Source organism: Rhodococcus sp. YH3-3 (assembly GCF_001653035.1).
Classification (GTDB): Bacteria; Actinomycetota; Actinomycetes; order Mycobacteriales; family Mycobacteriaceae; genus Rhodococcus_F; species Rhodococcus_F qingshengii.
This window is the reverse complement of the sequence record NZ_BCWH01000005.1, coordinates 148,979-173,150: the sequence shown is the minus strand read 5'-3', so window position 1 is coordinate 173,150 and position 24,172 is coordinate 148,979. Positions and strand designations below refer to the sequence as shown.

Annotated in this window: 25 protein-coding genes; 10 read left to right on the top strand and 15 right to left on the bottom strand. The window is 62.3% G+C overall.

The genetic code is table 11. From position 1 onward, the window contains the following. Positions 1-359: 359 nt before the first annotated feature. Positions 360-677 carry an LGFP repeat-containing protein gene (locus tag YH3_RS33130; RefSeq protein WP_082920765.1) on the top strand — a complete coding sequence of 106 codons (318 nt, stop codon included), beginning with the start codon at positions 360-362 and terminating at the stop codon, positions 675-677. 205 nt (positions 678-882) lie between these two features. On the opposite strand, the gene YH3_RS33125 is transcribed toward YH3_RS33130, so the two are convergent. The 5 genes from YH3_RS33125 to YH3_RS36325 all read right to left on the bottom strand — a co-directional run bounded on the left by YH3_RS33125 (position 883) and on the right by YH3_RS36325 (position 6,624). Continuing rightward, positions 883-1,248: a hypothetical protein gene (locus YH3_RS33125; RefSeq protein ID WP_231783875.1), complete on the bottom strand. Its 366-nt coding sequence runs from the start codon at positions 1,246-1,248 to the stop codon at positions 883-885. A gap of 132 nt (positions 1,249-1,380) precedes the next feature. Then, entirely contained in the window at positions 1,381-2,448 is a 1,068-nt protein-coding gene (locus YH3_RS33120) for an LGFP repeat-containing protein (RefSeq protein ID WP_064444957.1), read from the bottom strand. 29 nt (positions 2,449-2,477) lie between these two features. Continuing rightward, complete coding sequence (locus tag YH3_RS33115; RefSeq protein WP_064444956.1) at positions 2,478-4,910, bottom strand: site-specific integrase; 2,433 nt, start codon at positions 4,908-4,910, stop codon at positions 2,478-2,480. Next, the gene (locus YH3_RS33110) at positions 4,907-6,034 is read right to left on the bottom strand and encodes a tyrosine-type recombinase/integrase (protein WP_238592765.1); all 1,128 of its coding nucleotides are present in this window, start codon (positions 6,032-6,034) and stop codon (positions 4,907-4,909) included. The genes YH3_RS33115 and YH3_RS33110 overlap by 4 nt, the downstream gene beginning before the upstream one ends. Before the next feature lie 143 nt (positions 6,035-6,177). Beyond that, the gene (locus YH3_RS36325; RefSeq protein ID WP_064444954.1) at positions 6,178-6,624 is read right to left on the bottom strand and encodes an LGFP repeat-containing protein; all 447 of its coding nucleotides are present in this window, start codon (positions 6,622-6,624) and stop codon (positions 6,178-6,180) included. 746 nt (positions 6,625-7,370) lie between these two features. On the opposite strand from YH3_RS36325, the gene YH3_RS33095 reads away from it, so the two are divergent. Both YH3_RS33095 and YH3_RS33090 read left to right on the top strand, forming a co-directional pair. Then, complete coding sequence (locus YH3_RS33095; protein ID WP_064444952.1) at positions 7,371-7,958, top strand: hypothetical protein; 588 nt, start codon at positions 7,371-7,373, stop codon at positions 7,956-7,958. Between the two features lie 123 nt (positions 7,959-8,081). After that, entirely contained in the window at positions 8,082-9,365 is a 1,284-nt protein-coding gene (locus tag YH3_RS33090; RefSeq protein WP_064444951.1) for an IS256 family transposase, read from the top strand. Between the two features lie 63 nt (positions 9,366-9,428). Here the strand turns inward: YH3_RS33090 and arsA are convergent, their stop codons facing one another. From arsA to YH3_RS33040, 9 genes are all read right to left on the bottom strand, one after another. After that, on the bottom strand, positions 9,429-11,186 hold the full coding sequence (gene arsA, locus YH3_RS33085) for an arsenical pump-driving ATPase (protein WP_064444950.1): 1,758 nt from the start codon (positions 11,184-11,186) through the stop codon (positions 9,429-9,431). 16 nt (positions 11,187-11,202) lie between these two features. Beyond that, entirely contained in the window at positions 11,203-11,610 is a 408-nt protein-coding gene (gene arsD / locus YH3_RS33080) for an arsenite efflux transporter metallochaperone ArsD (protein ID WP_064444949.1), read from the bottom strand. Between the two features lie 60 nt (positions 11,611-11,670). Then, complete coding sequence (locus YH3_RS33075) at positions 11,671-12,081, bottom strand: low molecular weight phosphatase family protein (protein WP_064444948.1); 411 nt, start codon at positions 12,079-12,081, stop codon at positions 11,671-11,673. Between the two features lie 27 nt (positions 12,082-12,108). Further along, positions 12,109-13,095 carry a thioredoxin-disulfide reductase gene (gene trxB / locus YH3_RS33070; protein WP_064444947.1) on the bottom strand — a complete coding sequence of 329 codons (987 nt, stop codon included), beginning with the start codon at positions 13,093-13,095 and terminating at the stop codon, positions 12,109-12,111. A gap of 41 nt (positions 13,096-13,136) precedes the next feature. Beyond that, positions 13,137-13,553, bottom strand: a complete 417-nt coding sequence (locus tag YH3_RS33065) for an arsenate reductase ArsC (RefSeq protein WP_064444946.1) — start codon at positions 13,551-13,553, stop codon at positions 13,137-13,139. Positions 13,554-13,594: 41 nt separating this feature from the next. After that, positions 13,595-14,251 carry an arsenate reductase ArsC gene (locus YH3_RS33060; protein ID WP_371595648.1) on the bottom strand — a complete coding sequence of 219 codons (657 nt, stop codon included), beginning with the start codon at positions 14,249-14,251 and terminating at the stop codon, positions 13,595-13,597. 25 nt (positions 14,252-14,276) lie between these two features. After that, the gene (arsB, locus tag YH3_RS33055) at positions 14,277-15,374 is read right to left on the bottom strand and encodes an ACR3 family arsenite efflux transporter (RefSeq protein ID WP_064444945.1); all 1,098 of its coding nucleotides are present in this window, start codon (positions 15,372-15,374) and stop codon (positions 14,277-14,279) included. Beyond that, positions 15,371-15,757, bottom strand: a complete 387-nt coding sequence (locus YH3_RS33050) for a helix-turn-helix transcriptional regulator (protein ID WP_064444944.1) — start codon at positions 15,755-15,757, stop codon at positions 15,371-15,373. Before YH3_RS33050 ends, arsB begins: the two co-directional genes overlap by 4 nt. A 528-nt stretch (positions 15,758-16,285) precedes the next feature. Then, a complete protein-coding gene (locus tag YH3_RS33040; RefSeq protein WP_064444942.1) occupies positions 16,286-16,744 on the bottom strand; it encodes a heavy metal-responsive transcriptional regulator in 459 nt (152 codons plus the stop codon). Positions 16,745-17,047: 303 nt separating this feature from the next. Here YH3_RS33040 and YH3_RS33035 point away from each other — a divergent pair, with 303 nt between their 5' ends. The 6 genes from YH3_RS33035 to YH3_RS33010 all read left to right on the top strand — a co-directional run bounded on the left by YH3_RS33035 (position 17,048) and on the right by YH3_RS33010 (position 22,696). After that, positions 17,048-17,428, top strand: a complete 381-nt coding sequence (locus YH3_RS33035; protein ID WP_064444941.1) for a helix-turn-helix transcriptional regulator — start codon at positions 17,048-17,050, stop codon at positions 17,426-17,428. After that, on the top strand, positions 17,421-19,379 hold the full coding sequence (locus tag YH3_RS33030) for a cation-translocating P-type ATPase (protein ID WP_064444970.1): 1,959 nt from the start codon (positions 17,421-17,423) through the stop codon (positions 19,377-19,379). The genes YH3_RS33035 and YH3_RS33030 overlap by 8 nt, the downstream gene beginning before the upstream one ends. Further along, a complete protein-coding gene (locus tag YH3_RS33025; RefSeq protein ID WP_064444940.1) occupies positions 19,376-19,891 on the top strand; it encodes a signal peptidase II in 516 nt (171 codons plus the stop codon). Before YH3_RS33030 ends, YH3_RS33025 begins: the two co-directional genes overlap by 4 nt. After that, positions 19,891-20,325, top strand: coding sequence for a DUF3703 domain-containing protein (locus YH3_RS35790; protein WP_164490663.1), 435 nt, complete (start codon positions 19,891-19,893; stop codon positions 20,323-20,325). Before YH3_RS33025 ends, YH3_RS35790 begins: the two co-directional genes overlap by 1 nt. Continuing rightward, positions 20,322-20,918 carry a cadmium resistance transporter gene (locus tag YH3_RS33020; protein WP_064444939.1) on the top strand — a complete coding sequence of 199 codons (597 nt, stop codon included), beginning with the start codon at positions 20,322-20,324 and terminating at the stop codon, positions 20,916-20,918. The genes YH3_RS35790 and YH3_RS33020 overlap by 4 nt, the downstream gene beginning before the upstream one ends. Before the next feature lie 752 nt (positions 20,919-21,670). Further along, positions 21,671-22,696 carry an arsenic resistance protein gene (locus tag YH3_RS33010; RefSeq protein WP_064444937.1) on the top strand — a complete coding sequence of 342 codons (1,026 nt, stop codon included), beginning with the start codon at positions 21,671-21,673 and terminating at the stop codon, positions 22,694-22,696. 15 nt (positions 22,697-22,711) lie between these two features. On the opposite strand, the gene YH3_RS33005 is transcribed toward YH3_RS33010, so the two are convergent. Then, positions 22,712-23,596: a metalloregulator ArsR/SmtB family transcription factor gene (locus YH3_RS33005; RefSeq protein ID WP_064444969.1), complete on the bottom strand. Its 885-nt coding sequence runs from the start codon at positions 23,594-23,596 to the stop codon at positions 22,712-22,714. Positions 23,597-23,695: 99 nt separating this feature from the next. Between YH3_RS33005 and YH3_RS37000 the strand changes: the two genes are divergently transcribed. After that, positions 23,696-24,172, top strand: a 477-nt coding sequence (locus YH3_RS37000) for an FAD-dependent oxidoreductase (protein ID WP_238592764.1), incomplete at its 3' end; no start/stop codon positions are given.

Below are 24,172 nucleotides of genomic sequence, written 5' to 3'. Positions count from 1 at the left end.
CCGCGTAATCACAAACCCCGTGTCCAGTTTCCGGGGTCAAGGCCCGGCTGTTGTCTGCGGAAGGGCTGTTCGCGGAGATCGATTCTGCACTCGATGCTACTGACCCAGAGTTGACTGGACGGCGAGTTGATCCGTTTAGGGTAACGGTCTTCGCATGCTCGGATGCGAAGACCGCCCCACCCGACCGCGTCCAGACATCGCGAGGCCCGCACCTACACTGCTCGCCTGAAATACGGTGATTCCCAGTCATATTCACAATCGAGCGCGCTCTCCCTCCCATCCCAGTACGATTAGACCATTCGGTTCGTTACAGCCGGGCGAAACGAAAACTCTCTGACGTACCGGCCGTAGGAGATTCAATGAAACGTGTTCTGCTGTCAGCTGCCTTGTTCGCCGGATTACTCGGGTTGGGTACAGGAACTTCTCTCGCACAACAGCTTCCGCCGGTCGAGGGCACTTCGGTTTCGACAAGCGCTGACTGCCAAGCCTATTGGCCGTCGCCGTACCAGGTGTGCGGCCCGATACGCGACCTGTACGCATCACTAGGAGGCCCGACGGGCACACTGGGCTTCCCGAAGTCCGCTGAAGTTCTCGATCCCGACGGCATCGGCAAACAAAGCGAATTCTTCGGCGGAACCATACGTTGGACACCGTCGACCGGAGCCTACGTCGTCTGACCCGAACGCTAGATTGAAAATCGTTCTTTGTTACTGAAGCAAGACGGAGCGTGCACCGAATCGCTGATTCGGTGCACGCTCCTTCGTTGCCTTGTTCTCAGAAGTTCACGAGGTCAGTGGAAGTGGTACCTGAAAGCTCCTTGGTCGCTTCATTGACTGTCCGTGTCCCTCCGTCTCACCTGAAACTGACTCTGCCCGGTTTAATTCAGCGCGGATTTTCGGCATCACGCTCCTCCTGCTCCCTCTGGCTTTTGGGGGCGGAACGCACGAGTTCGGTAACGCTGATGTGGCCAGCTTTGACTTCGTTGGGGAGGCGAACCGGCGGCAACCCCATGCCCTCTCGGCGCTCGTTGACCGAGAAAACATAGTGCGCAAATACCGGCTTGACGTGCACATCCGGGAATTGCACCCGCATCTTGTGGACGATTCGATAGCCCTCGTCGTACCACTTGAAGGGATCGATTCCAGGTCGCCACTGCGGTCGCGAGCTGAAGTCAGCGTTTTCTTCCACGAAGAACTTCTGAAACTGGCTAGTCCACGCCAGTAGTTCCTCCCCGAGGGCGTCCTCCATTCCGATCTGGCTGGGAAGGACGTACGGCCTCGATGGATCCGGCCTGCTGATCACTAGTTCCTCTGAAGGCCAAATCGAGCTGGGATGGCCGTAATCAGGGTGAACTTCGATAGTGAACACAGAATCCCGTCCTCATGCCCACGGCTTGGCAAGACCCGCAACACAACCAGCCCATTTTGATGAGGATGTATTGTCGCCGGCCCAGCCCGTCACGAACGAGCCATTGGATTCATTTCCGATCGACACGCTTTTGACTCCCGTTGATGTGTTCCCTCGCTGGCGGCCGAAGTTGCCTGGGTCTACGTCGTGGTATGTCTCTGCATTGAAGGTGTGGAATGTGCACGAGAGGAAGTTGTACCAATCGTCTCGTGTGGGCGGATAGTTTGAGAAGTGGCCGGAGTTGCCGTTGATGTACGGGTTTGTTGCCATGTGTTGACGGAAACGCTCACAGTATACGTAGATGATGCCGCTTACACCGCGGACTTTGAAAGCGGCAAGGGCCTCTTCGCCGTCAAACTCGGGATCGTATTCCACACAGGGCAGAACGTCGCTCTCATAGTTTTCCCCAGGTATCGGCGGATCATCATCCTGACGAGCTGCCACTGACGGGCTGGCTGCGGGCGACACAAGCGGCCAGTAAAGGTCGCGGTTGATCACAATGGTGCCGGCCAACGTACCGTTCTGGAACTGCTGGTCATACCAAATATCGGCGGTCTGAACGGGATCCCCTGTGGGGTAACCGTAGGTGCTGGTTTCGTAACCTGCACCCGCCCAATCTTGCAGAATCGTTCCACTTACAGCATGCGCTCCATGGGTGGGGTGTGAGTAGATGACTCCGTTTTGGAACCGGTCCATTTGGCCTTGCCCATCCGGAAGTCCTTTCTGGTCTTCAGTGGGGTAGCCGAGGAAGCTGCCGCCGGGGGTGAGACCGCCGAGTGCGTTGTACTTGTCGCGGAGGGGGCCGTTGACGAGTGCGGATCCGACGGCGTTCTGGAAAGCGACGTAAATGACACCGTCTTGGAACTCTTGTCGCCGTCCACCGTCCGGGAGGACGATCTCGTCGGTGGTCGGGTAGTGAAGTCGTCCGGCTTCATAACCGTTGAGGCCCCATCGATTCAGGAAGCTGTTCACGACCGGGTGAGCGCCCGTAGCAGCAGACCAATAGATCGGTCCGTTGATGAATTCTCTGAACTCCGGCATCTACGTCAATTGGACTGTGCAACATGACGCTAAATGCCTTTCGCCATCGTGGGCATTCCGAGTGCAACATTGGTATTGACGGGGGTTCTTCGGTCGATCTGGGAGAGCTTGTCGTCGGCACCGAGGAGGCTGATCTGCAGACCTTCGACTTCACCGAGCCAGCCCTCACGTTCGGCCTCTGCGATGCGGGCACGGAGGTTATCGCGAATATCGGCAAGTCGTTGACGTTGGGACGGGTCGGGCCAGAGCATCGAGCACCTGACGCAGGCATGCTCGTGAATGCAGGCGCTGCCAAAGGCTCGTCCGCAGGTTCCGGTCGAGACGGTGCGGCGTTCGAAATGCCCGAGGAACTCGGCCCATTCCTCATCGGTGGGCACCCGATACTCCTCACTCGGGCGAAGCGAACGGCGTCGTGCCAGGAACCCGTGGTGCGCTTCGATGGCTTCGTGGGGGTAGACGGCTTTGTAGCCCATGGTGACGTTGATGTCGCGATGGCCGGCGATGATCTGGGCGATATGCGGCGGGAGGCCGTTGAGGACGGCGTCGGTGATGAACATTCGCCGGAAATCGTGCGGTGTGAACCGCAGCGGTTCGCCGGTGGTGTGGTCGATGAGTCCAGTGGCTGCAAGAGCTTTGGTGAGCATGCCTCGGATCGCTGGCGGACCGATCGCCTGATTCTCGGATCCGACGTAGCGTTGGAACAGCAGTGGGGCGGGCGGCAACCACATACGTTCGTGCACGTCGAAGCCGGAGACGAGGGGAACTGCACCTGAGGATCCGCGAATCCGGGATATGACCTCAGATAGGACGTCGGCGAGTTCGGGACTGACGAGTAGCAGTCGTTCGGCGTCGGTTTTCGACGGTGCAATCTGCAGGAGTGGGACGAGTTCACCGGTGTTAGGTAGTCGGTATTGGATCAGACTGTGGTGCGAGAGTTCGGTGAGTTCTTCTATCCTCACACCCGTAGCGCGTAGGACTTCCACTACAGCGAACGCCCAAAATGCTTGACTCTCTTCCCTATTGAGGTCGCGGCGTGTTCCCGTTTCGGGGTCATGGGCCCACGCTTTCCCCGGTGTCGATTCTCTCGTGTGCGATCTGATCAGCGTCTGACCTGCTGCAGTGAATGTTTCACCTGGTTGAGCGGCCAGAGCTGCCTGCAGTAGTTCAGCGGCCTCCCTTCTGCTTATGTCGACGCAGCGAACCAGGGCAGGGAGCACGGGCAGTCGAGCTCTCGTTCTCGCGTCCATTCGGGATTTGCGGCGCAGCTTGTCTTTTCGTCGGTCTATTTCCCCGCTGCGGATTGGGCAGGGAGCAACCCAGGGTCCCCACCGTGCAGGGTCTTCCAAGGCCCATTGCGCCAAATCGAGGTAGAACGAGCGGATCGGTGTCAAACATTCCTGGTAGCCCAGCCTCACGCCGGTTGACTTGGCGCCCGCAGCGCCGGCTTTTGTGGTCCTTACGCTGCGGAGTCGATGTTTCCAGGCGTCGGCGACGTCGGCCGATAGGCGTAACGAGTCGATCCCGGGATTGTGTTCTTCGAGGTCGGCCCAGAATAATTTGCCGAGCATCCATGCCAGTTGCATGAGGCTGCCGTAGTCGAGCACGGGTTGGCGCTCGCGCAGGTAGTCGACCAGCAGGTCTCGGATAGGTCGGCACTTGATTGCGTAGTGATCGATGAGTTCCGCGGGACTGCGTTGACCGGGACTGCGCAATTCTCGCAACGTCTGCGGCGCATCACCGCCAAAATTTCCCAGCATGTGCATCGCTCGATAGAACAGCCGAGTGGCCCCGATACCGTTGCCCAGCAGGTCGGCTTCGATATCGAGGAGTTCGAGCACGTCACCGGGGGTGACGTCGCTGATCGTTCCGCCTTTGGCGGCGACGATCAACGCAGCGCGGTAGAAGCATCTGCTCGCGGCGGCCGTCGATACCATCGGATCGGCCGCGCAGAACTGTTCGAGTCTGGCGAAGCCGTCGTCGCTGAAGCTGCGGGAGACGTCGGCAACGAGACTTCTGCGCATTTTGCTCGACATCATCCATGCCAGCGGCGGCCTGACAAGATCGGCGCTGATCACTGTCGGTACTGCGCGACAGAGCATTTCGCGGCGATACCGGCTGTCTTCCTTGCCGAGCCATCGCCGGATGGAAAGACGCCAGCTCGCGCCCTCCTGCTCGATTCCGGTCGCTACCCACCGTTCCTGCCACGTGTGTCCGGGGTGGTCGCAGAGCCAATCCAATACGAGTGCGAGCCCGATTCTGCGGTCGGACTGCTTGTCGGAAACATCGAGCACGAACGGGTCGCTGGTCAATCGTGCCCACGCTTGTTCCCGATCGGTTTCTGTTTCCGGCCACTGTTCCGCGACAACTCGGCCGGGCATCTGAACTTTCAGGCGTGCGGACCGCGCAGCAGTAGTGGTTCCGACAACCTCTGTGCCGGAGACGGGTTCGATGATAGTGGTCATCGGTTCGTCGTTCCGAAAAGAACATCGAGCGATTCGGGCTTGTATCCCGGCGCCAGTGACGGAGCTTTCCGTTCGATGGATCGGCGCGTCTGTTCGGCGTGGTGGAGCAAGATTCGTCGGATCACATCCTCCTTGCGCGGGGTGAGATAAATCTGCGTGGAGGTCAGCTGGGTATGACCGAGGACGAACTGGACATCGGTGAGAGGAAGTTGAGGGTCCTCCGCCATCCGGTAAGCGGCAGTATGTCGCAGTGCGTGCAGAGTCGCCGTACTTCCCACGCGTTGGCCGGCCCGCTCAAACATGCGGTGCGCAGCGTGATAATTCAACGGCCGCAACGGTGCTCGCGATGTCCACCACAGTGGCTGCGTTCGCCCCTTCGGAATCAGTGCGGCCATCTCAACCTGATACAACCGCAACCACACGAAAGCATCGGTCGAAGCAGGCAACTCCTGTGTGGCACGAGTACCTTTACGCACCACTGTGATCAACTGACGACCGGGGTCGACACCGCCCGCAGTGGCCGACAACAACTCCGATGCGCGAGCACCGGTGGAGACGTAAAACGCCACCAACGCTCGATCCCGATGAGATGGCAACGCTGCAAAAATGTCATTGAATTCGTCGTCGGTCACTGCCCGCGGCACCCGAATCGGAACCTTCGGGCGGTAGAGCCCGGTCCGCTCGTTGCGGTAAGGCTCCATCGGATTGTGATGAGCATGCACACGCCGTCGGCGAGAGGACCGTTCGAGCGGGAACGGGTTGATGATCGGGCCGCTGCCTGCGTCGAGATGAAATTCGTAGAAGCATCGCAGTACCGTTTCGCTGTGCGCCCGCGAGGCCGCAGAATACGGTTCCCTCTTCACGGCCGAAACAGTGGAAACGGTTTCTGGATGACGCCAATGAGGTCGAATTGATTTGCCGCCCAATATCATCCAGGTAGAAAAGTCACGGGCTTCAACTTGTGTCGCGGCATTCCAGGTCACGTCGATCGACCACAGAAATCGGAACCATCGCAGCAGGTCCATTCCGTACGAACGAACTGTCGTCGCTGCGCAATCTCTGGCCTGCAAGTCTCGAAAATATTCGGCCACCGGTTGCACTGGTTTGCCTGTTGGGTCGATCATCACCAACGGCTGCCAAGGGTCGCCGGTCGCGTTCAATGAGCCCGTTGAAGAGACTGTCAATCGGGCTAGATCTCGTGGAACCTCTTCGGCTACCGACACGAATCAGACCATACAGAGAAATTCTGAAAACACCTTGTGAACTGCTAAAACGCGTGTCGTTGTTCAGTCAACGAGAACTGCGTGCGCTTGCCCGTGTTGCCTGGGTTGGTCAATTCCGCTGTGGTCGGAAACGACAAGAAACCACCGGGGCCGCCGAGGCTGTTGTATTTGTCCCTGATCACACCGCACACCTCGAATGGTGAGGGCCAGTACACCTGGCAACCAGCCGTCAGGCGGGCAGTCGAGATCCGAGCTTCCATCGTCTCGGCCTTGTCTGCGTCTGCCTTGGTGAACGGTTCCGGAATTTCTTCTCGGTCTGAACGCATCTGTCCCGGAACGATTGTCGCCTGGGGGTTCTCGGTCGGAGACCACTCACCAACGGGCGCCTTCTGCTGCGGAGCCGAGGACGTCGATGCCGTCTCAGAAGCGGGAGCGGAGGTCGTGGTGGTGGTGGGAGCGGTCGTTACGGCCGGGGTCTGCTGCGTCGGCACCGGAGTTGACGAAGGCGCGGGCTTGTCAGCCGATGGTTTACAGGGCACGGAAGTCGCAGTAGCGGCAGAGGTGCTGGTGGGTGTCGTCGTTGCGGTCGTTGTCGCGGTCGCCGTCGATGTGATCGGGTCACACGTGTCATCTGCCTCCGATGGCGAACTGTTGCCCGGTGAGTCCACTGGTTGCGCTACACCCGCAGCAATGGGTGTTGACACCAGAAACAGCGCCGTTGCAGAAATCGCCAGAGCGCGCGTGATGTTTCGTCTTCGAGTGAAACGTGGTGCAGATTTGAAGGCCATTCGTTACCCCTCATCTACCTGCCAGTCGGCGCAGCACTAATTGCTCCGCTCAAAGCTGACGGATCGAAACGCCACCCGCACAACGATTCTGGGTAGATCCCGCGAACATCCTGTGAGGGTGGCGAACGCTGCTCACGCTAAAGAGTTACTCATGAGTTTCACAGGTTTCTCCCATATCGCTTTGGTAACGGAACCGCAGAGTTGGTTTAAATGGCTGGTCAGGCAGTTCGACGAAGAGAAAGTTAGTACTTTTGGTGGAGCCCAGCATGATTGGGCATTACGTCCCATATTCGACCCCTGCGTAAGGGACTTGTCCGGAGATGCAAAGATCTGGTCCTTCGAAACCCACGCCCCTCCAACACCGCGGAACGGTCTCCAGGTTCCTAGTGCATTCGCGACGAGTGCCAACGGCCGAGACGAACAGCGATCGGCCGTCTAGTCTGCGTGGCATGCACCTGGTTCCGAATCCTGACGACGAAGACGATTACTACTACGACGACACTTTCGATCCGGATGCACCGACGTTGACCCCACGCCAGTCCTACGTTGTTTCGAAGGTAGCGACGGAGCTTGCGGATGCGGTGTTCGCCGACGCCCACCTACTCGGCGATCTTCCTGTCCAACCAGGGTCCGGCCGCGGGGTGCTGGCGGAACTGCCGGCATGCACCTGGACGCAGGATGCGACGTGGCGACGCTCCATGGCTCGCGCGTTCGACGATCTTTCCGCCGATGCGACCGCGACAGTCGATCCCGAACCTCGCTGTACCGGCGAGGAGATGGCGCTGCATTTGATCATCGGGCGCGCCCGCACCGCGATGCTGTCGGACCGATTCGCAGAAGAACTCACCGCTCTTCCCGCGCACGAGGATGACGACAACTGGGACGACCCGCTCGACTACCTGCTCCAAGACCACGATGTGCTGACACTGTTCTGGCCAGAACCCATCCCAGACGGAGTGAACCTCGACCCCGAAGATTGGTTCAACCCCTTCGAAACGGGCCTCCGACGCGACGACGCCCGCGGCTTCCGCAAATAGAGACCCGGCGATCGTCTCTCGCGTTTCACACCCACGCCCCGCTCGGCAGTTTCACCTTTGACCTGGACAGATGAAAAGGGACTGTAAGAACAACGGTGTAACTCTGAAAGGAGATACGCCACTATGACTGATGTGATTGATCGTGAGACAGAGACGAACTCGGCTCAGCCGGGTATCAGCGATGCGCGGCTCAAAGAGCTGGTCGAGCAGGCGCGAGCCGAAGGGCTGCAGTTGACCGGAGATGGTGGATTGCTGTCGAAGCTGACCAAGCTAGTCGTGGAGTCCGCGCTCGAAGGCGAGATGGACGACCACCTCGGATACGGCAAGAGCGACCCGGCAGGCAGGGGCAGCGGCAACTCCCGCAACGGCAGACGCACCAAGAACGTGTTGACCGAGGCCGGCCCGGTCGAACTCGAGGTGCCCCGTGACCGGGATTCCTCCTTCGAACCGAAGATCGTGGCCAAGCGGCAGCGTCGGCTCTCAGGCGTGGAGGACATGGTGATCTCATTGTCGGCCAAGGGTTTGACGACCGGTGAGATCGCTGCACACCTGGCCGAGGTGTACGGAGCTGATGTGTCCAAGCAGACGATCTCGACGATCATCGAGCGGGTGATGGAAGGCATGGCCGAGTGGCAGAACCGGCCGTTGGACCCTGTGTACCCGGTGCTGTTCATCGACTGCATCCACGTCAAGATTCGCGAGGGCAACGTCGCCAACCGGCCGATCTACGTCGCGATGGGGGTGACTGTCGACGGCACCCGCGACATCCTCGGATTGTGGGCCGGTGAGCACGGCGACGGGGAAGGGGCGAAGTACTGGCTTCGGGTGTTGTCCGAGCTGAAAAACCGTGGTGTGCAGGATGTTCTGATCGTCGTGTGCGACGGTCTCAAGCATCTACCTGACTCGATCGAGCAAGTGTGGCCACAGACCATCGTGCAGACTTGTGTGGTCCATCTTCTCCGTAACACCTACGCCTATGCCTCCCGCAAGGACTGGTCCGAGATCGCCAAGGACCTCAAACCCGTCTACACGGCGCCGTCGGAGCAGGCCGCGCTCGACCGATTCGCAGAGTTCAGTGACAAATGGGAGAAACGCTATCCCGCGATCATCAGGCTCTGGACCAATGCCTGGGCTGAGTTCGTGCCGTTCCTACAATTCGACAACGCCATCCGGCAGGTCATCTACACGACCAACGCCATCGAAAGTGTCAACGCCCGAATCCGCAGGGCTATCAAGGCCCGTGGACACTTTCCGACCGAGGCCGCGGCCTTGAAATGCGTGTATCTGGCCATCATGAGCCTCGACCCGAAAGGCACCGCCCGCCAACGCTGGTCCAACCGATGGAAGGCAGCACTGAATGCCTTCGAGATAACGTTCGACGGACGGCTGTCTGCCGGACGAAAGTAGTTAGAAATCAATCAATTACACCGTTTTCTGGACAGACCCGATGAAAATGCGGACGCAGAGTCGCTATGCCTTGCTCAGGGTTGCCAGGGCGGCTTCGCCGATGGGTTCTTCGGCGAACATCGGAACGACAGCGGTTCGTTGGCTGTATTGGTGTGTGATGGTGTCGATTTCGCTGACTTCACCGGCAGCACGCTGCTGCAGGAGCGGCGAGGTCGGTTCAGCGGCGGTGAGGGAGTTGTTGACCACCCACGCCCAAGGCTCGATTCCGGCTCGTTGCAGGTCGGCTTGCAAACCCACGGCTTCGAGTACGGGTGTGGTTTCAGCGAGGGTCACGAGTAGGACTTTCGTGGCGTCCGGGTCCTGCAGTCGCATGAGCGGGGTGGTGAAGTTCGTGTTCTCACCCATTTGTCGGGCGATTTCCCGGTGGTAGGAGCCTGTGGCGTCGAGCAACAACAAGGTGTGACCGGTCGGGGCCGTGTCCACTACGACGAATTTGCGACTCGATTCGTGAATCACCCGCGAAAACGCCTGAAAGACGGCCACTTCCTCGGTGCAGGGTGATCGGAGGTCTTCGGCGAGGTTCGCGCGTCCGCGGTCGTCGAGGTTCTTGCCTTTGGTGGTCAAGACGCGGGTGCGGTACTGCTCGGTGGCTTCGGCGGGGTCGATTCGGGAGACCTGGAGGTTGTCGAGTTCCCCGTTCAAGGTTTCTGTCAGATGTGCGGCCGGGTCGGTGGTCGTCAGGTGCACCTGGTGGCCGCGTTCGGCGAGGGCGACAGCGATGGCGGCGGCGATGGTGGTCTTGCCGACTCCGCCTTTGCCCATGCACATGATCAGGCCGTGATCGTCGGTGTCGAGTTCGTCGATCAGGGATGAGAGCGGAGAACTGGGCAGCTGCAGGGCCGAGTCCGCTGAGGCGGCGGATACCGGGCCGAGGTCGGGTGTGAAGAGGCTTTCGAGTGCGTCGATGCCGACGATATTGGTCGCTTTGAGCGGGACCTGATCGGTGGGCAGCTGCGCCAATTCGTCGGGCAGGGCGGCGATCGCGGCTTGTTCACGCCGGTAGATCGCGGTCGCGAGCGGATCTGTGTCGTCGGCCGGGTCCGGGAGGACACCATTGATCACGACATGCTGATGGGTCAGTCCGATGTCGGCGAGTTCGCGGTGCGTGCGGGTGATTTCGGTGAGCGTCGAACGCTGGGCGCGCGAGACCAGGACGAGGCGGGTCCGCTGCGGATCTGCGAGCGCGGCAACGGCGTCAGCGTAGACGGTGCGCTGCTTCTCGAGCCCGGACAGCGGCCCCAGGCACGATGCGTCGCCTTTGCCGTCGTCGAGGAACTCGGTCCACGATCCGGGGAGCTGCAGCAGCCGGATGGTGTGCCCGGTCGGAGCGGTGTCGAAGAGGACGTGGTCGAAGGTGGCGGTGATGTCGTCTTGGCCGGAGAGCAGTCCGGTGAACTCGTTGAACGACGCTATTTCGGTGGTGCAGGACCCAGAGAGCTGCTCGGCGATCGCCGCGATCTCCTTCTCGGGGAGCAGTCCGCGCACGGGGCCGATGATCCGCTCGCGATAGGCGGCGGCGGCTAGTTCCGGGTCGATCTCGAGTGCCGACAGCCCCGCCGCGGCGGGGATCGGGGTGATGGTGTTGCCGATGCTCACACCGAAGACCTGCCCGACGTTGGAGGCGGGATCGGTGCTCACGAGCAGCACTTTCTTCCCAGCGCGGGCGAGGGTGATCGCGCTCGCGCACGCGATGGACGTCTTTCCGACACCGCCTTTGCCGGTGAAGAACAGGAATCGGGGCGCATCATTCAGGAACTTCATTGCGTTGTAGGTGCTTTCAGCAGCAGGTGGTGGAGTCGGCGTCGTCGGTGGAGCAGCATGCCGAGCCGTCGGAGAGTCCGAGCATGGTGATCCCGGCCGGCGCCTCAGCCGTTCCGGCTTCGGTGATGCCGGCCCATTTCGCGAGCTGGTTGCGGGTGGGATAGGTGCCGGTCAGGACGGTGACTCCGTCGACGATCGCCAGCGGGAGTCCTTCGGAACCGGAGATTTTGAGGAACGCTGCCACCGTGTCGTTGCCGGCGAAGGCAAGCGGGTCGTTGGCGAGGTTGTGGCGCGTGATGGTGCCGCCGTTGCTCGCGACCCAGTCGAGGTCGGCGGTGAAGGTGATCAGCGCTTGGTCGACGTCGTCGCCGCAGACGCCGGTGTTGCAGCACAGGGCCGGTTCGAATACTTCGATGGTGCTCATGGTGATGTCCTCTTTCTTACTTCGCGGGTCTTTTCGATTGCGCGGCTAGCGGTTCCGATATCAGCGGACCCCTAGACGGGCAGCAAGGGCGTCGACGTGGGAGGCGATGTCGTCGCGGACCAGGCGCATTCGTTCGATTCCGTCGATGCCGCGTTCGGACGGCTCGTCGGTGTCCCAGTTCTCGAAGTCGGTGCCGGCGACGGGATCGACCTTCGCTTCGCTGCCCAGGGTGACGACGAGGTCGACGTCGCGCACCAGTTGCGGATCGATCAACGTCGGAGTCTGTCCGGAGATGTCCACCCCGACTTCGAGGAGGGTTTCGGCGGACAGGGCGTTGACCGCGTCGCCGGGTTTGGTGCCGGCGGAGTACACGTTGACCTGGTCGCCGGCGGCTTTGCGCATGAGGCCGGCGGCCATCTGGGATTTTCCGCCGTTCTTGACGCACACGAACAGCACTGAAGGCTTGCTCATCGAAGTTCCTTTCGCTGGGTGTGGGGGTCAGGCGGCGTCGACGGTGTGGCCGGCTGCGTCGAGCGTGTTGGCGGTGATGTCGCCGCGGTCGGCCAGCCAGCGTTCGGCGTCGATTGCTGCGGAGCATCCGGTGCCGGCAGCGGTGATCGCCTGACGGTACGTGTGATCGACCAGGTCACCGGCAGCGAAGACGCCGTCGACGGAGGTCGCGGTGGAACCGGGAGCGACGCGCACGTATCCGGCGTCGTCGAGATCGACCTGGCCCTTGACGAGTTCACTGCGCGGGTCGTGGCCGATGGCGACGAACATGCCGGTGATCTCGAGTGTGGAAGTTTCACCGGTGACGGTGTCGCGCACCACGAGGCCGGTGACGCTGTTCTCACCGAGCACCTCGACGGGCTCGGCATTGGTCAGGAAGCGGATCTTCTCGTTGGCCTTGGCGCGCTCGAGCATGATCCGTGAGGCGCGGAACTCCTCGCGGCGGTGCACCAGGGTGACCGAGCGAGCGAAGCGGGTGAGGAAGGTTGCTTCTTCCATCGCGGAATCGCCGCCGCCGACCACGACGATGTCCTGGTCACGGAAGAAGAAGCCGTCGCAGGTGGCGCAGGCGCTGACGCCGCGGCCGAGGAGGCGTTCTTCACCGGGAATGCCCAGGTAGCGGGCTGCTGCGCCCATGGCGAGGATGATCGCGTGCGCGGCGTAGGTTTCGCCGTTCGCGACGACGGTCTTGATCGGGCCGCTGAGATCGATCTCCTCGACGTCCTCGGTGCGGATGTCGGTGTCGAAGCGCAGTGCCTGCTCGCGCATCTGTTCCATCAGATCGGGGCCCATGATTCCTTCGCGGAATCCGGGGAAGTTCTCGACCTCGGTGGTGGTCATGAGGGCGCCACCGAACTGGGTTCCCTCGAAGAGCAGGGGCGCGAGCTCAGCGCGCGCGGTGTAGACACCAGCGGTGTAGCCGGCCGGTCCGGAACCGACAATGATGACGTCATGGACCGCGGACGGGATGGTCATAGTGTCTCTTTCACGGGATCGAATACGGGAAGCGTGAGTGGTCAGCGCGATACCGACGGGGCGGTGAGTTCGCTGATCAGGGCTTGGACGCGGGTTTTGATCTCGTCGCGGATCGGGCGAACCGCGTCGATGCCTTGGCCGGCCGGATCGTCGAGGACCCAGTCGCGGTAGCTCTTGCCGGGGAAGATCGGGCAGGTGTCGCCGCAGCCCATCGTGATCACGACATCCGAATCCTGCACGGCGTCGGTGGTGAGGATCTTCGGGGTCTGGGCGGAGATGTCGATTCCGAGCTCTGCCATCGCTTCGACTGCGGCGGAGTTGATGGTCTCCGCGGGTGCGGATCCGGCGGAGCGGACCTCGATGGCATCGCCGGCGAGGTGGCTGAGGAATCCGGCGGCCATCTGCGATCGGCCGGCGTTGTGGACACAGACGAACAGGACGCTGGGCTTGTCGGACATGAGAAAGAAGGTTCCCTTCGAAGACGGAAGTAAGAGGTCGGTCAGACGGCGACGGGTGTGGTCAGTTCGGTGAGCAGTGCGATCACCCGGGCATCGAGGTCGTCGCGGATTGCCCGCACCACCTCGAGGGGTTGCCCGTCCGGGTCGTCGAGAGCCCAGTCGAGGTACCGCTTCCCGAGGTAGACGACGCACGCGTCGCCGCAGCCCATCGAGACGACGCAGTCCGCTGCGGCGACCACGTCATCGGTGAGCGGTTTCGGGAACTCGTCGGCCAGGTCGATCCCGATCTCGGCCATCGCCGCGATGACGGCGGGGTTGATCTCGTGGACCGGCGCGGACCCTGCCGAGCGCACATGAACGCGGCCGCGGGCGTGGTGATCGAGCAGTGCCGCCGCCATCTGCGACCGGCCGGCGTTGTGCACACACACGAACAGAACTTCGGGCACGTCCTTGGCGAGTGCGCCGCTGGACTGGGCCAAAGCGGTGAGGCGGTCGGCGGCGAACCGCGCCGCGAGCGAGGTGAGATGGGTGTGGATCTTCGCGGTCCGGCGCAGCGCCGTGTAGGACTCGAAGACATAGCGTTCGACGGTTTGCGGGGAAAAGACTCCGACATACTTCGCTGCCAGGTCGTGCGCGGTGCGCGAGAGAACGGCCTGCGGTGAGAGGAGATCGGGCTGGGCGCGGTGCTCGTTCATCATGACTCCCGAAGAGTGTGTAGGTGACTTACGTAGCGGTGGGTGCGGGTGAAATCTCTTTGACGGCAAAGCGTTTACGCAGGGCGAGGGAGACGTAGACCAGTCCGACGAGCACCGGTACCTCGATGAGCGGGCCGACTACGCCGGCGAGGGCTTGGCCGGAGGTGGCGCCGTAGGTGGCGATGGCTACGGCGATCGCGAGTTCGAAGTTGTTGCCCGCGGCGGTGAACGCCAGGGTCGTCGTGCGTTCATAGCCCAATCCGATTGCGGCGCCGAGGATGTAGCCTCCGCCCCACATGAGCGCGAAGTACGCGAACAAGGGCAGCGCGATGCGGACGACGTCCCAAGGCTGGGAGGTGATCTGTTCGCCCTGCATCGAGAAGAGCACGACGATGGTGAACAGCAGACCGTAGAGCGCCCAAGGGCTGATCTTGGGGATGAACTTGGTGTCGTACCAGTCGCGGCCTTTGGCGCGTTCACCGAAGAAGCGGGACAGAAAACCTGCCAGCAGCGGGATACCGAGGAAGATCAGGACCGATTTCGCAATCTGCCAGGGCGAGGTGTCGATGGTGGTCTGTTCGATGCCGAGCCACCCGGGCAGGACCGAGAGGTAGAACCAACCGAGCACGGCGAACATGATCACCTGGAACACCGAATTGATGGCGACCAGCACCGCGGCGGCTTCGCGGTCTCCGCAGGCCAGGTCGTTCCAGATGATCACCATCGCGATGCACCGAGCGAGACCGACGATGATCAAACCGGTTCGGTATTCCGGCAGGTCAGGCAGAAACAGCCAGGCGAGGGCGAACATCAGCGCCGGGCCGAGAACCCAGTTCAGGAACAGGGAGCCGGCGAGGAGTTTCTTGTCCCCGGTGACAGTGTCGAGGCGGTCGTAGCGGACCTTCGCCAACACCGGGTACATCATGATCAGCAGGCCGAGGGCGATCGGCAGGGAGATGCCGTCGATCTGCACCTTGTCCAGGGCAGTGTTCACGCCGGGGATCCAGCGTCCAACCAGCAGGCCGACGACCATGGCCACGCCGATCCAGACCGCCAGATAGCGGTCGAGGGTGGAGAGTTTTCCGACGACTGCGGGGTGTTCGGTGGTGGCAGCGGTGTTGCTCATGCGGTGACCTCTGCGCATGCGTCCGCTGCGGTCACGGTGGAGCCTTCGACCAGGAGCACGGCCGAGAGTTGCTGCAGCGCAGCCGGAATCACCCAGTAGTACACCCAGGTGCCGCGTCGTTCACAGTCGAGCAACCCGGCCTGACGCAACACCTTGAGGTGATGTGAGATCGTCGGCTGGGACAGATCGAAGGTATCCGAGATGTCGCAGACGCAGGCTTCACCGCCCTCATGGCTGGCCACCAGGCTCAGCAGGCGCAGGCGAACCGGATCGCCGAGGGCTTTGAACATCCGGGCCAGGTCGCCGGCCCAATCCTCGGTCAACGGCTCACGCACCAGCGGGGAGCAGCAGGCGCCGGGCTCCGCAACATCTTGATTCGACATACTTCGATATTGACAGTTTTCGAAACAACACGCAACCAACCGGAGATGAACATCCGCCTCCGCGATTGCCGATGCGGCACTGATTCGAAACCCCACAATCGACGATCGGACCGAACGATGGCCAGCAAGCCCGATGTAGAACAGCGCCACCTGACGAGGCTCTCCGCTTTCGTGCTGCGCGCACGGCGGGTCAAAGCGAACTCGCTCTACAAGGAACTTCGAACCGCTCGAACGGATCGGCACCGTGCCTTTCGAGTTCGGGAACAGGGGCAAGTGCACATGGCTCCTGCGGGAACGACAGTTCCAGAATCGCTCAATGGTGACCTCAGCCCCCAGTGGCGGCGCCTGACAATTCCCGCACCCGGAGAATCCGCCGAATCGATGTTCCCGACAGATCCCGACGCCGCTACTTCTGTACCGGACTGATCAATACACCGAGAAACACCACTACCACCGCTTCGCTCAACTCATCACATTGCAGAGCGCCGAACCTGCTGAAACAGGAGGGGTGCACCGCCGCAATCAATTTCACGATTCGGCAACAACTTCCTGAGACTCAGATTCCAGGACCCAGCACACACCGACATCGTCGGTTTCCGGCGGAATCCCACTTTCCGCTCGACCCAGCAGCGCAACAAGGTTTGTTTCGAGGGTGGCAAGTTCGCGGATCTTGCCACGAACCTGGGAGAGATGCTCCGAGAGCATCTCCACGACCTGCTCACAAGGAGCCGCCCCGCGGTCATGGGTGGTGAGGATCTCGCGAATCTCTCGCAAGGTGAGACCTGCAGATTGGGCGCTCCGGACGAACCGCAAACGCGCAAGAGATTCCGGACCGAAATCCCGGTAGCCGTTGGACTTTCGGACCGGGACGGGAATCACCCCACTGTCCTCGTAGAAACGCAGCGTCTTCGGGGCAACGCCACTCCGAGCGGCCAGTTCACCAATTTTCACGAGATCCTTGACCTTCCATCGCACTGGAATGTCCATTATGGATGACGTCCGGGAACCGCAGGTGACTCGGACCGCTCGTCGTCGCGCTGACGGCGAACACTCAGAAGGAGGTGTGAAATGAATCCACTGGAGATGTTGTGCGACTGGCTGTGTCGAGCAATGGGTCCTTGCTGTCCCCCCATGTGATGCCGGGGCGAGCAACTCGCAATCTACCGATGTCACTTCGCCGTTCCTGGTGAGGTACGTCGGCCGGCCACCGTTCGGCTGGCGTACCGCATCCACTTACAAGTCCGGTGCATCACCCTTCCTCAAATCGCCCTACATTGCTATCATCGTTTTATGACGATGAATAACGAGTCTGGATGCCTCGCTGCAACCGGCAGCGGGTCGAGTCTGGATGCGGCAGTGGCACTGTTCCACAGTCTCTCGGATGGCACCCGGTTGTCGATCGTGCGCCGTCTCGCCGAAGGAGAAGCGCGGGTTGCGGATTTGATCGGTGAACTCGGCCTCGCCCAGTCGACGGTGTCCGCACATGTCGCATGCCTACGTGATTGCGGCCTGGTCGACGGCAGACCGGAAGGTCGGCAGGTGTTCTACTCGCTGGCCCGACCGGAGTTGATGGACCTACTCGCTTCGGCGGAGACGCTGCTTGCCGCGACAGGGAACGCGGTTGCCCTGTGCCCGAATTACGGCACCGACATCGGAGATGACCGTGAGTGACGCGTGCGGCTGCGGCCACGACGAACCCCGCGCCGAGGGCGAGGAAGAACACGGGCTCGAAAAGTGGTGGCAGGTTACCGAGATCCGGGCGGCTGCAGCGGCGGGCGTGCTGCTGATCGCGGCCCTGACAGTCCGGCTGGCCGGTTGGCCTGATGCTCTCGGGATCGGCTTCGAAGCGGGCGCGCTGATCATTGCCGGCTACACCTTCGTCCCGTCCACTCTCAGACGCCTGGCCAAGGGCAAAATCGGGGTCGGCACCCTGATGACGATCGCGGCCGTCGGCGCGGTATTGCTCGGCGAGGTCGGCGAAGCAGCCATGCTCGCGTTCTTGTTCGCGATCAGCGAGGGACTCGAAGAGTATGCCGTCACCCGCACTCGGCGTGGCTTGCGCGCCCTGCTGTCCCTGGTCCCGGAAACTGCGACAGTTGTGCGCGGCGGCAAGGAGGAAACTGTCCCACCCTCGGACCTCGAGCTCGGTGAGGTCATGATCGTCAAGCCCGGAGAGCGGATCGCCACCGACGGCATCATTCGCGCCGGGCGCACTGCCCTGGATACCTCCGCGATCACCGGAGAGTCGATGCCGGTCGAAGCCGGTCCCGGTGACGAGGTGTTCGCCGGATCGATCAACGGCACCGGCGTCCTCGAAGTCGAGGTCACCGCAGATGCGCAGGACAATTCGTTGGCCAAGATCGTGCGGATCGTCGAGGCCGAGCAGTCTCGCAAGGGCGAGGCGCAACGCCTCGCCGACAAGATCGCCAAGCCGCTGGTTCCAGGCGTGATGATCGTCGCCGCGGCTATCGCCGCGGTCGGCAGCATGCTCGGTGATCCGCTGGTGTGGATCGAACGAGCCCTGGTGGTACTGGTCGCCGCGTCGCCGTGCGCGCTGGCCATCGCGATCCCCGTCACTGTCGTCGCCGCAATCGGCGCAGCATCCAAGCTCGGCGTCCTGGTCAAGGGCGGCGCTGCCCTCGAAGCGCTCGGCCGGATCCGCACCGTCGCGTTGGACAAGACCGGCACCCTTACCCGCAACCAACCTGCCGTGATCGACGTGGCAACCGCGAACGGCGCCGACCGCGAGGACGTTCTCGCGGTGGCCGCAGCGTTGGAAGCGCGTAGCGAGCACCCTCTCGCTCGCGCGATTCTCGCCGCCGTCGAGGACTATGTGCCTGCCGACGACGCGGAAGCGGTCACCGGCGCGGGCTTGACCGGCTACATCGACGGCATACCCGTGCGACTCGGTCGGCCAGGCTGGATCGCCCCGGGGCCATTGGCTGGAGATATCGAGCGAATGCAGCAGGCGGGCGCCACCGGGGTCCTGGTCGAACGCGGCGGAACCGTCATCGGGGCAGTGGCCGTCCGTGACGAGCTCCGTCCGGAAGCACGCGAAGTGGTCACCGAGCTACGCCGCGGCGGCTACACCGTCGCGATGCTCACCGGCGACAACGAACGCACCGCCCGTGCGCTGGCCGCCGATGTCGGTATCGACGACGTGCACGCCGACCTGCGCCCGGAGGACAAGGCGCGGATCGTGGAAACCTTGCGTGCGAGCCGCCCGACCGCGATGGTCGGGGACGGTGTCAACGACGCCCCCGCCCTTGCCACCGCCGACTTGGGTATCGCGATGGGCGCGATGGGTTCCGACGTGGCCATCGAGACCGCCGATGTCGCTCTGATGGGCGAGGACCTGCGGCACCTTCCGCAGGCTCTGCAGCACGCGCGACGATCGCGGTCGATCATGCTGCAGAACGTCGGCCTCTCTTTGGCGATCATCACCGTTCTGATGCCTCTGGCTCTGTTCGGTGTGCTCGGCTTGGCCGCGGTCGTGCTCGTCCACGAGGTCGCCGAGATCGTCGTCATCGGCAACGGGGTGCGCGCCGGGCGTACCCGAAGTCTGGCCGCCGCGCCACAGTCGACGAAGGTGCCCGAGTCGGCCGTGGGAGTACAGCGATGACATCTTCCGGCAGCTCCGGGCCGTCGCCGATAGCCGCCGGAGTGCGGCGCGGCGGGGGCCGGGCTGTTCTCGTCACACTCGTGGGCGCCTTGGTTGCGGTCGCGGTACTCCTCGACCCGGTGGCACGAGGCGCGCTGTCCGGTGGGCGGACGATCGATTTCGGAATTCTGCAACTTCGCTTGGCCTACAACAGCGGCGTCGCATTCAACCTCGGTGACCAGCTCCCAGCAACTGTTATCCTCGCCGGCACCGCGGCCCTGACCACCGCGATCGCGGTGTTCGCCTGGCGCACTGCACCTGAGCGTCCCGTGCTCCAGACCATCGGACTGGCCGCGATCACGGCCGGTGCCGCCGCCAACGTGATCGACCGCTTTCTGGACGGCAAAGTCACCGACTACTTCCATACCGGATGGTGGCCCACCTTCAACCTCGCCGACACCTACATCACCGGCGGCGTTGTCCTCATCATCGGTGCACTACTCCTCGAATCCGCCGGCAAGGAACACAGCTGATGAACCAAATGCCCGCACAGCTGCGCAGCACCAGGCGTTGGCAGTATCTCGAACGCGCACATATCATCTCCCATCCCTATTTATGGCCACGCACCCACAACCTCCTCCCCATGCTCCCCCCTACCCCACGTCAGCGTGACCGCCGCGGAGCACTCGGACAAATCCGTCACATCTCCGCCGCCGCACCACGATCCACCCGGGGCCGCTGCCCGAGAAACAACACCCGCCGAACTCACGCCGAACTCACGACGTCGATCCCAACACCAGCTGTGCCCGACAGCCGCCCTGCCCGATACGAGATCGTCGATCCGCACCTGACTCGGTTACTGGCGTTCTGGGCAGATCGAACCTTCACGGTCAACGAGAACAACTCCTGCCTTGTCCCCATCTATTCGGTGCGAGGCAGCTACGCTGCAGGGGTGCGGGCGGCATGATCGCGTCCTCAGCTCTGCAGGCGATCGGTCTGTTCATTGCTACCAATATCGACGACATCATCGTTCTTTCGCTCTTCTTCGCCCGCGGCGCGGGCCAGCGTGGGACCACCGCCCGCGTCCTCGGTGGCCAATATCTTGGGTTCGCCGGCATCCTCGGCGCTGCTGTACTCGTCTCCCTGGGTTCGGGGGCGTTCTTGCCCCCGGAGGTGATCCCTTACTTCGGACTGATCCCCCTGGGACTGGGGCTGTGGGCGGCGTGGCGGGCCAGGCGTGGAGACGATGACGATGACGACGCGAAGATCGAAGGTAAGAACGTCGCCGTGTGGACCGTAGCCGGAGTAACCTTCGCCAACGGTGGAGACAACATCGGCGTCTACGTTCCGGTCTTTCTCACTCTGGATCCAGGAGCCGTGGTCGCCTACTGCATCGTTTTCCTGGTGCTGATAGCAGGACTGGTTGCCCTGGCCAAGTTCGTCGCCACACGCCGGCCGATCGCTGAGGTCCTGGAACGCTGGGAGCACATCCTGTTCCCGATCGTCCTGATCGGGCTGGGCGTCTTCATCCTGATCAGCGGGGGAGCATTCGGACTCTAATGTCCACGCTATCCTGACGTGTCGGTTCGGGTGCCAACCTCATATATACGTGTGCGGTGAATCGTGCCTCTATCGCCCACGGCATGTGCCGAAGGTTCGTCTAGCGCCAGTCGACGAATCCGAAGGCGGCCTTTCCGATCCTCGTCGGTGATGGCCCTGGATCAGCCTTCGCCGTTTCGAAGCAAAAGCACGACTCTGACACGACTTACGCCGAGATGCTCGTGGAGGCGGCTGCGGTTGGCACACCGCTCGACGCCAGCTCGTCTCCGACGGATCGACCACTCTGCGGAAGGGCACGCCCTCGGACCGGGAGCGCATCCCTGAAGCATTACCGACGAGACCTTCCGCAAGTCGGGCTTACCGGTCTTTATCGCCAAGCTGGTAACCCGGGCAGGCTCTTCCAACTCCGTAAACATATATCCCCTCGATACTCAAGGTGTTTCTTTCGTCTCTCAACGGGAGCGCCGCAATGCAAAGATTATGAGTCACAGCGGTTTACATCCCGAATCCTTCGCGACGAAAAGCCACATGCGACCGGTCGGGAGATCACTCAACCGCCTTCGTGAATTTCGATCCTTCGCGGGCTCTCGCGACACCAGCCCAGAAACCTCCGAGGCCTGCAGACCCCACTGCCCTGCTCGATTTCTCGTCGAGAAGACTGTCGAACTCGGACGCTACTACCGTTGAGCCCTGCGCCGAGTCGATCATGTCGTTGTCCCCGCCGAATCCGACCAATAAGGACGCCGCCACTCATGACAGCCCAACGTGTTACTCGTCTGGTCGAATTCCTCGAACGCCACCAGATCCCGCTCTACCTCCTGGCCCTGCTGATCGGCGGCCTTGTGGGGATCCTTGCGCCCGACACCGCTCCAGGTTTCGAACATGCGATCAACCCCGTTCTGATCACCTTGCTCTACTCCACCTTCCTCGCGGTGCCGTTCTCCTCGATCCGGAAATCGTTGAAGGACGGTCGATTCCTCACTGCACTGCTCGGTGTGAACTTCGTTCTGGTGCCGATCGTCGTGTTCGCTCTCTCGCGTTTCGTCGCCGACGATCAAGCAGTTCTGCTCGGCGCGCTGTTGGTGCTGTTGGCGCCGTGTATCGACTACGTCATCGTCTTCAGCGGGTTGGCCGGCGCCGCATCAGAACGTCTCCTCGCTGCAGCACCTTTGCTGATGTTGCTGCAGATGGCGCTTCTTCCGGTCTACTTGTGGTTGTTCGTCGGGTCCGAACTTGTCGACGTCATCGACGTCGCTCCGTTCGTGGAGGCTTTCCTGCTTCTGATCGTGGTGCCGCTAGTTCTCGCGGCCCTCACCCAAGCCGCCGCTCGACGCCATGCGGCCGGTCGCATCGTGATGGAGGTGATGGCCTCGATCATGGTTCCGGTGATGATGGCGACCCTCGCGGTGGTCGTCGCCTCCCAGATCGAATCCGTCCGCACACAACTGAGTTCGCTGATCGTAGTGATTCCGATTTTCGCCGCGTTCCTGGTGATCATGGCATTCGTCGGTCAAGGTGTCGGCAAGGCAGCACGCCTGGAACCAGCCGCGACGAGAGCGCTGATATTTTCCGGTGCCACCCGCAATTCCCTCGTCGTATTGCCGCTCGCACTGGCACTTCCGCCCGCGTTGTCACTGGCTGCCGTGGTCGTGGTGACCCAGACCCTCGTCGAGCTCGTCGGCATGGTGATCTACGTCCGCCTGATCCCTCGGCTCGTCCCCATGCCCATCACTGAGATCACGAGCGATTCGGCCGCGAAAACCGAGCCCGCAACCTGACATCACCGCGCAATCTCATGCAGGTGTTGTCGCCGAGCGCCGTTCCAGGAGAACGGTGTCGCGCCACACTCCGTCGAGTTGGGCGATCTTCTCTCGGATGCCGATGGTGCGAAAACCTGCCGAATGGTGCAAGGAGACGGAGGCACGGTTTTCGGGGAAGATCGATGTCTGCAGCGTCCAGAGACCATCGGCGTCGGCTGCCATGACTTGCTTGCGCAGCAACGCTTTTCCGACACCTCGCCCGCGCATGCCGTCGGCGACGTAGACGGAGTTTTCGGCGACTCCGCGGTAGCAGTCTCGCCCGGAGGTCGGACTCAGGGCAGCCCAGCCGACGACGACGTCGTCGATGGCGGCGACCCAGCGATGATTCGGCAGCCACTGCGCATCGAGGTACTCCCGGTTGGGGACTTCGGTGGTGAAGGTGGCGTTGCGCGTGGCGATGCCTTCGCCGTAGATCCGCAGAACGGCGTCCCAGTCGTCATCGGACATGGCTCGGACGGCGACATCGTCGGGTAGGTCGCTCGGGCAGCACGGCCGCGGCGCGAGAACTCCCATCACGATGTCGGCGGCCTGCGGCAACGCGACGCAGCACGTCGGATTCATCGCGACAACGGTGCTGGTTCCCTCTTTGCGCAGGCTGACGAATCCCACGTCGGCGAGCTTGCGCACATGGTGGGAGACCGTGGGCTGCCCGATCCCCAGTGCCTCGGCGAGGGCCCCGATCGTGATTCCGCCAGCAGCGCTCGCGACGCGGTGCAGCAGGCGCACCCGCATCGGTTCGGCCAGGCACGCGAACCACTGTGCGTAGGTGTCGGCGTCAGCTTGCTCGAGCACGTTGGAGTCGACCGCACCTTGGTCCGAATCGCCGACGCGCACCGTCGGGGTCTGCAGCGATGTCATGCACACACTATATCGACCTTCGTCGATGGTTGCATTCATCGACTGATGTCGATACAGTTCGAATTAAAGATCGATCATTGTCGATGAAAGGAAGGTGTGATGACCGAACTACCCGTTGTCGTGATCGGAGCCGGACCGATCGGCCTCGCCGCCGCCGCGCAACTGCGTGAACGAGGACTCACGTCGCTGGTGTTCGAGCGCGGCGCCGTCGCCGGTGCCGCGATCGCCGAATGGAATCATGTCCGACTCTTCTCCCGCTGGTCAGAGCTGGTCGATCCGGCTGCCCGCCTCCTTCTCGAGCAGAACGGGTGGAGCGCTCCCGACGGCGAGACGTATCCGACCGGACAGCAGTGGCGTCAGCACTACCTCGAACCCCTCGCCGCCGCCCTCGGTGATGCAGTGCAGTTCGACACCGAGGTGGTCGGCGTCGCTCGACGTGGCCGCGACCTGGTCGTCGACGCCGGCCGCGAGACCGAACCTCTCTCCATTCACCTGCGCCGCCCAGGCGGCAGCGAGGACCGCGTCTTCGCTCAGGCCGTCGTCGATGCGTCCGGCACTTGGGGCACCCCGAACCCG

Bases quoted from the DNA above. Each gene is read 5' to 3' on its own strand.
- YH3_RS33130 (WP_082920765.1), top strand. From the start codon at position 360: ATGAAACGTGTTCTGCTGTCAGCTGCCTTGTTCGCCGGATTACTCGGG.
- YH3_RS33125 (WP_231783875.1), bottom strand. From the start codon at position 1,248: ATGGAGGACGCCCTCGGGGAGGAACTACTGGCGTGGACTAGCCAGTTT.
- YH3_RS33120 (WP_064444957.1), bottom strand. From the start codon at position 2,448: ATGCCGGAGTTCAGAGAATTCATCAACGGACCGATCTATTGGTCTGCT.
- YH3_RS33115 (WP_064444956.1), bottom strand. From the start codon at position 4,910: ATGACCACTATCATCGAACCCGTCTCCGGCACAGAGGTTGTCGGAACC.
- YH3_RS33110 (WP_238592765.1), bottom strand. From the start codon at position 6,034: ATGATCGACCCAACAGGCAAACCAGTGCAACCGGTGGCCGAATATTTT.
- YH3_RS33095 (WP_064444952.1), top strand. From the start codon at position 7,371: ATGCACCTGGTTCCGAATCCTGACGACGAAGACGATTACTACTACGAC.
- YH3_RS33090 (WP_064444951.1), top strand. From the start codon at position 8,082: ATGACTGATGTGATTGATCGTGAGACAGAGACGAACTCGGCTCAGCCG.
- arsA (WP_064444950.1), bottom strand. From the start codon at position 11,186: ATGAAGTTCCTGAATGATGCGCCCCGATTCCTGTTCTTCACCGGCAAA.
- arsD (WP_064444949.1), bottom strand. From the start codon at position 11,610: ATGAGCACCATCGAAGTATTCGAACCGGCCCTGTGCTGCAACACCGGC.
- YH3_RS33075 (WP_064444948.1), bottom strand. From the start codon at position 12,081: ATGAGCAAGCCTTCAGTGCTGTTCGTGTGCGTCAAGAACGGCGGAAAA.
- trxB (WP_064444947.1), bottom strand. From the start codon at position 13,095: ATGACCATCCCGTCCGCGGTCCATGACGTCATCATTGTCGGTTCCGGA.
- YH3_RS33065 (WP_064444946.1), bottom strand. From the start codon at position 13,553: ATGTCCGACAAGCCCAGCGTCCTGTTCGTCTGTGTCCACAACGCCGGC.
- YH3_RS33060 (WP_371595648.1), bottom strand. From the start codon at position 14,251: ATGATGAACGAGCACCGCGCCCAGCCCGATCTCCTCTCACCGCAGGCC.
- arsB (WP_064444945.1), bottom strand. From the start codon at position 15,374: ATGAGCAACACCGCTGCCACCACCGAACACCCCGCAGTCGTCGGAAAA.
- YH3_RS33050 (WP_064444944.1), bottom strand. From the start codon at position 15,757: ATGTCGAATCAAGATGTTGCGGAGCCCGGCGCCTGCTGCTCCCCGCTG.
- YH3_RS33040 (WP_064444942.1), bottom strand. From the start codon at position 16,744: ATGGACATTCCAGTGCGATGGAAGGTCAAGGATCTCGTGAAAATTGGT.
- YH3_RS33035 (WP_064444941.1), top strand. From the start codon at position 17,048: ATGACGATGAATAACGAGTCTGGATGCCTCGCTGCAACCGGCAGCGGG.
- YH3_RS33025 (WP_064444940.1), top strand. From the start codon at position 19,376: ATGACATCTTCCGGCAGCTCCGGGCCGTCGCCGATAGCCGCCGGAGTG.
- YH3_RS35790 (WP_164490663.1), top strand. From the start codon at position 19,891: ATGAACCAAATGCCCGCACAGCTGCGCAGCACCAGGCGTTGGCAGTAT.
- YH3_RS33020 (WP_064444939.1), top strand. From the start codon at position 20,322: ATGATCGCGTCCTCAGCTCTGCAGGCGATCGGTCTGTTCATTGCTACC.
- YH3_RS33010 (WP_064444937.1), top strand. From the start codon at position 21,671: ATGACAGCCCAACGTGTTACTCGTCTGGTCGAATTCCTCGAACGCCAC.
- YH3_RS33005 (WP_064444969.1), bottom strand. From the start codon at position 23,596: ATGACATCGCTGCAGACCCCGACGGTGCGCGTCGGCGATTCGGACCAA.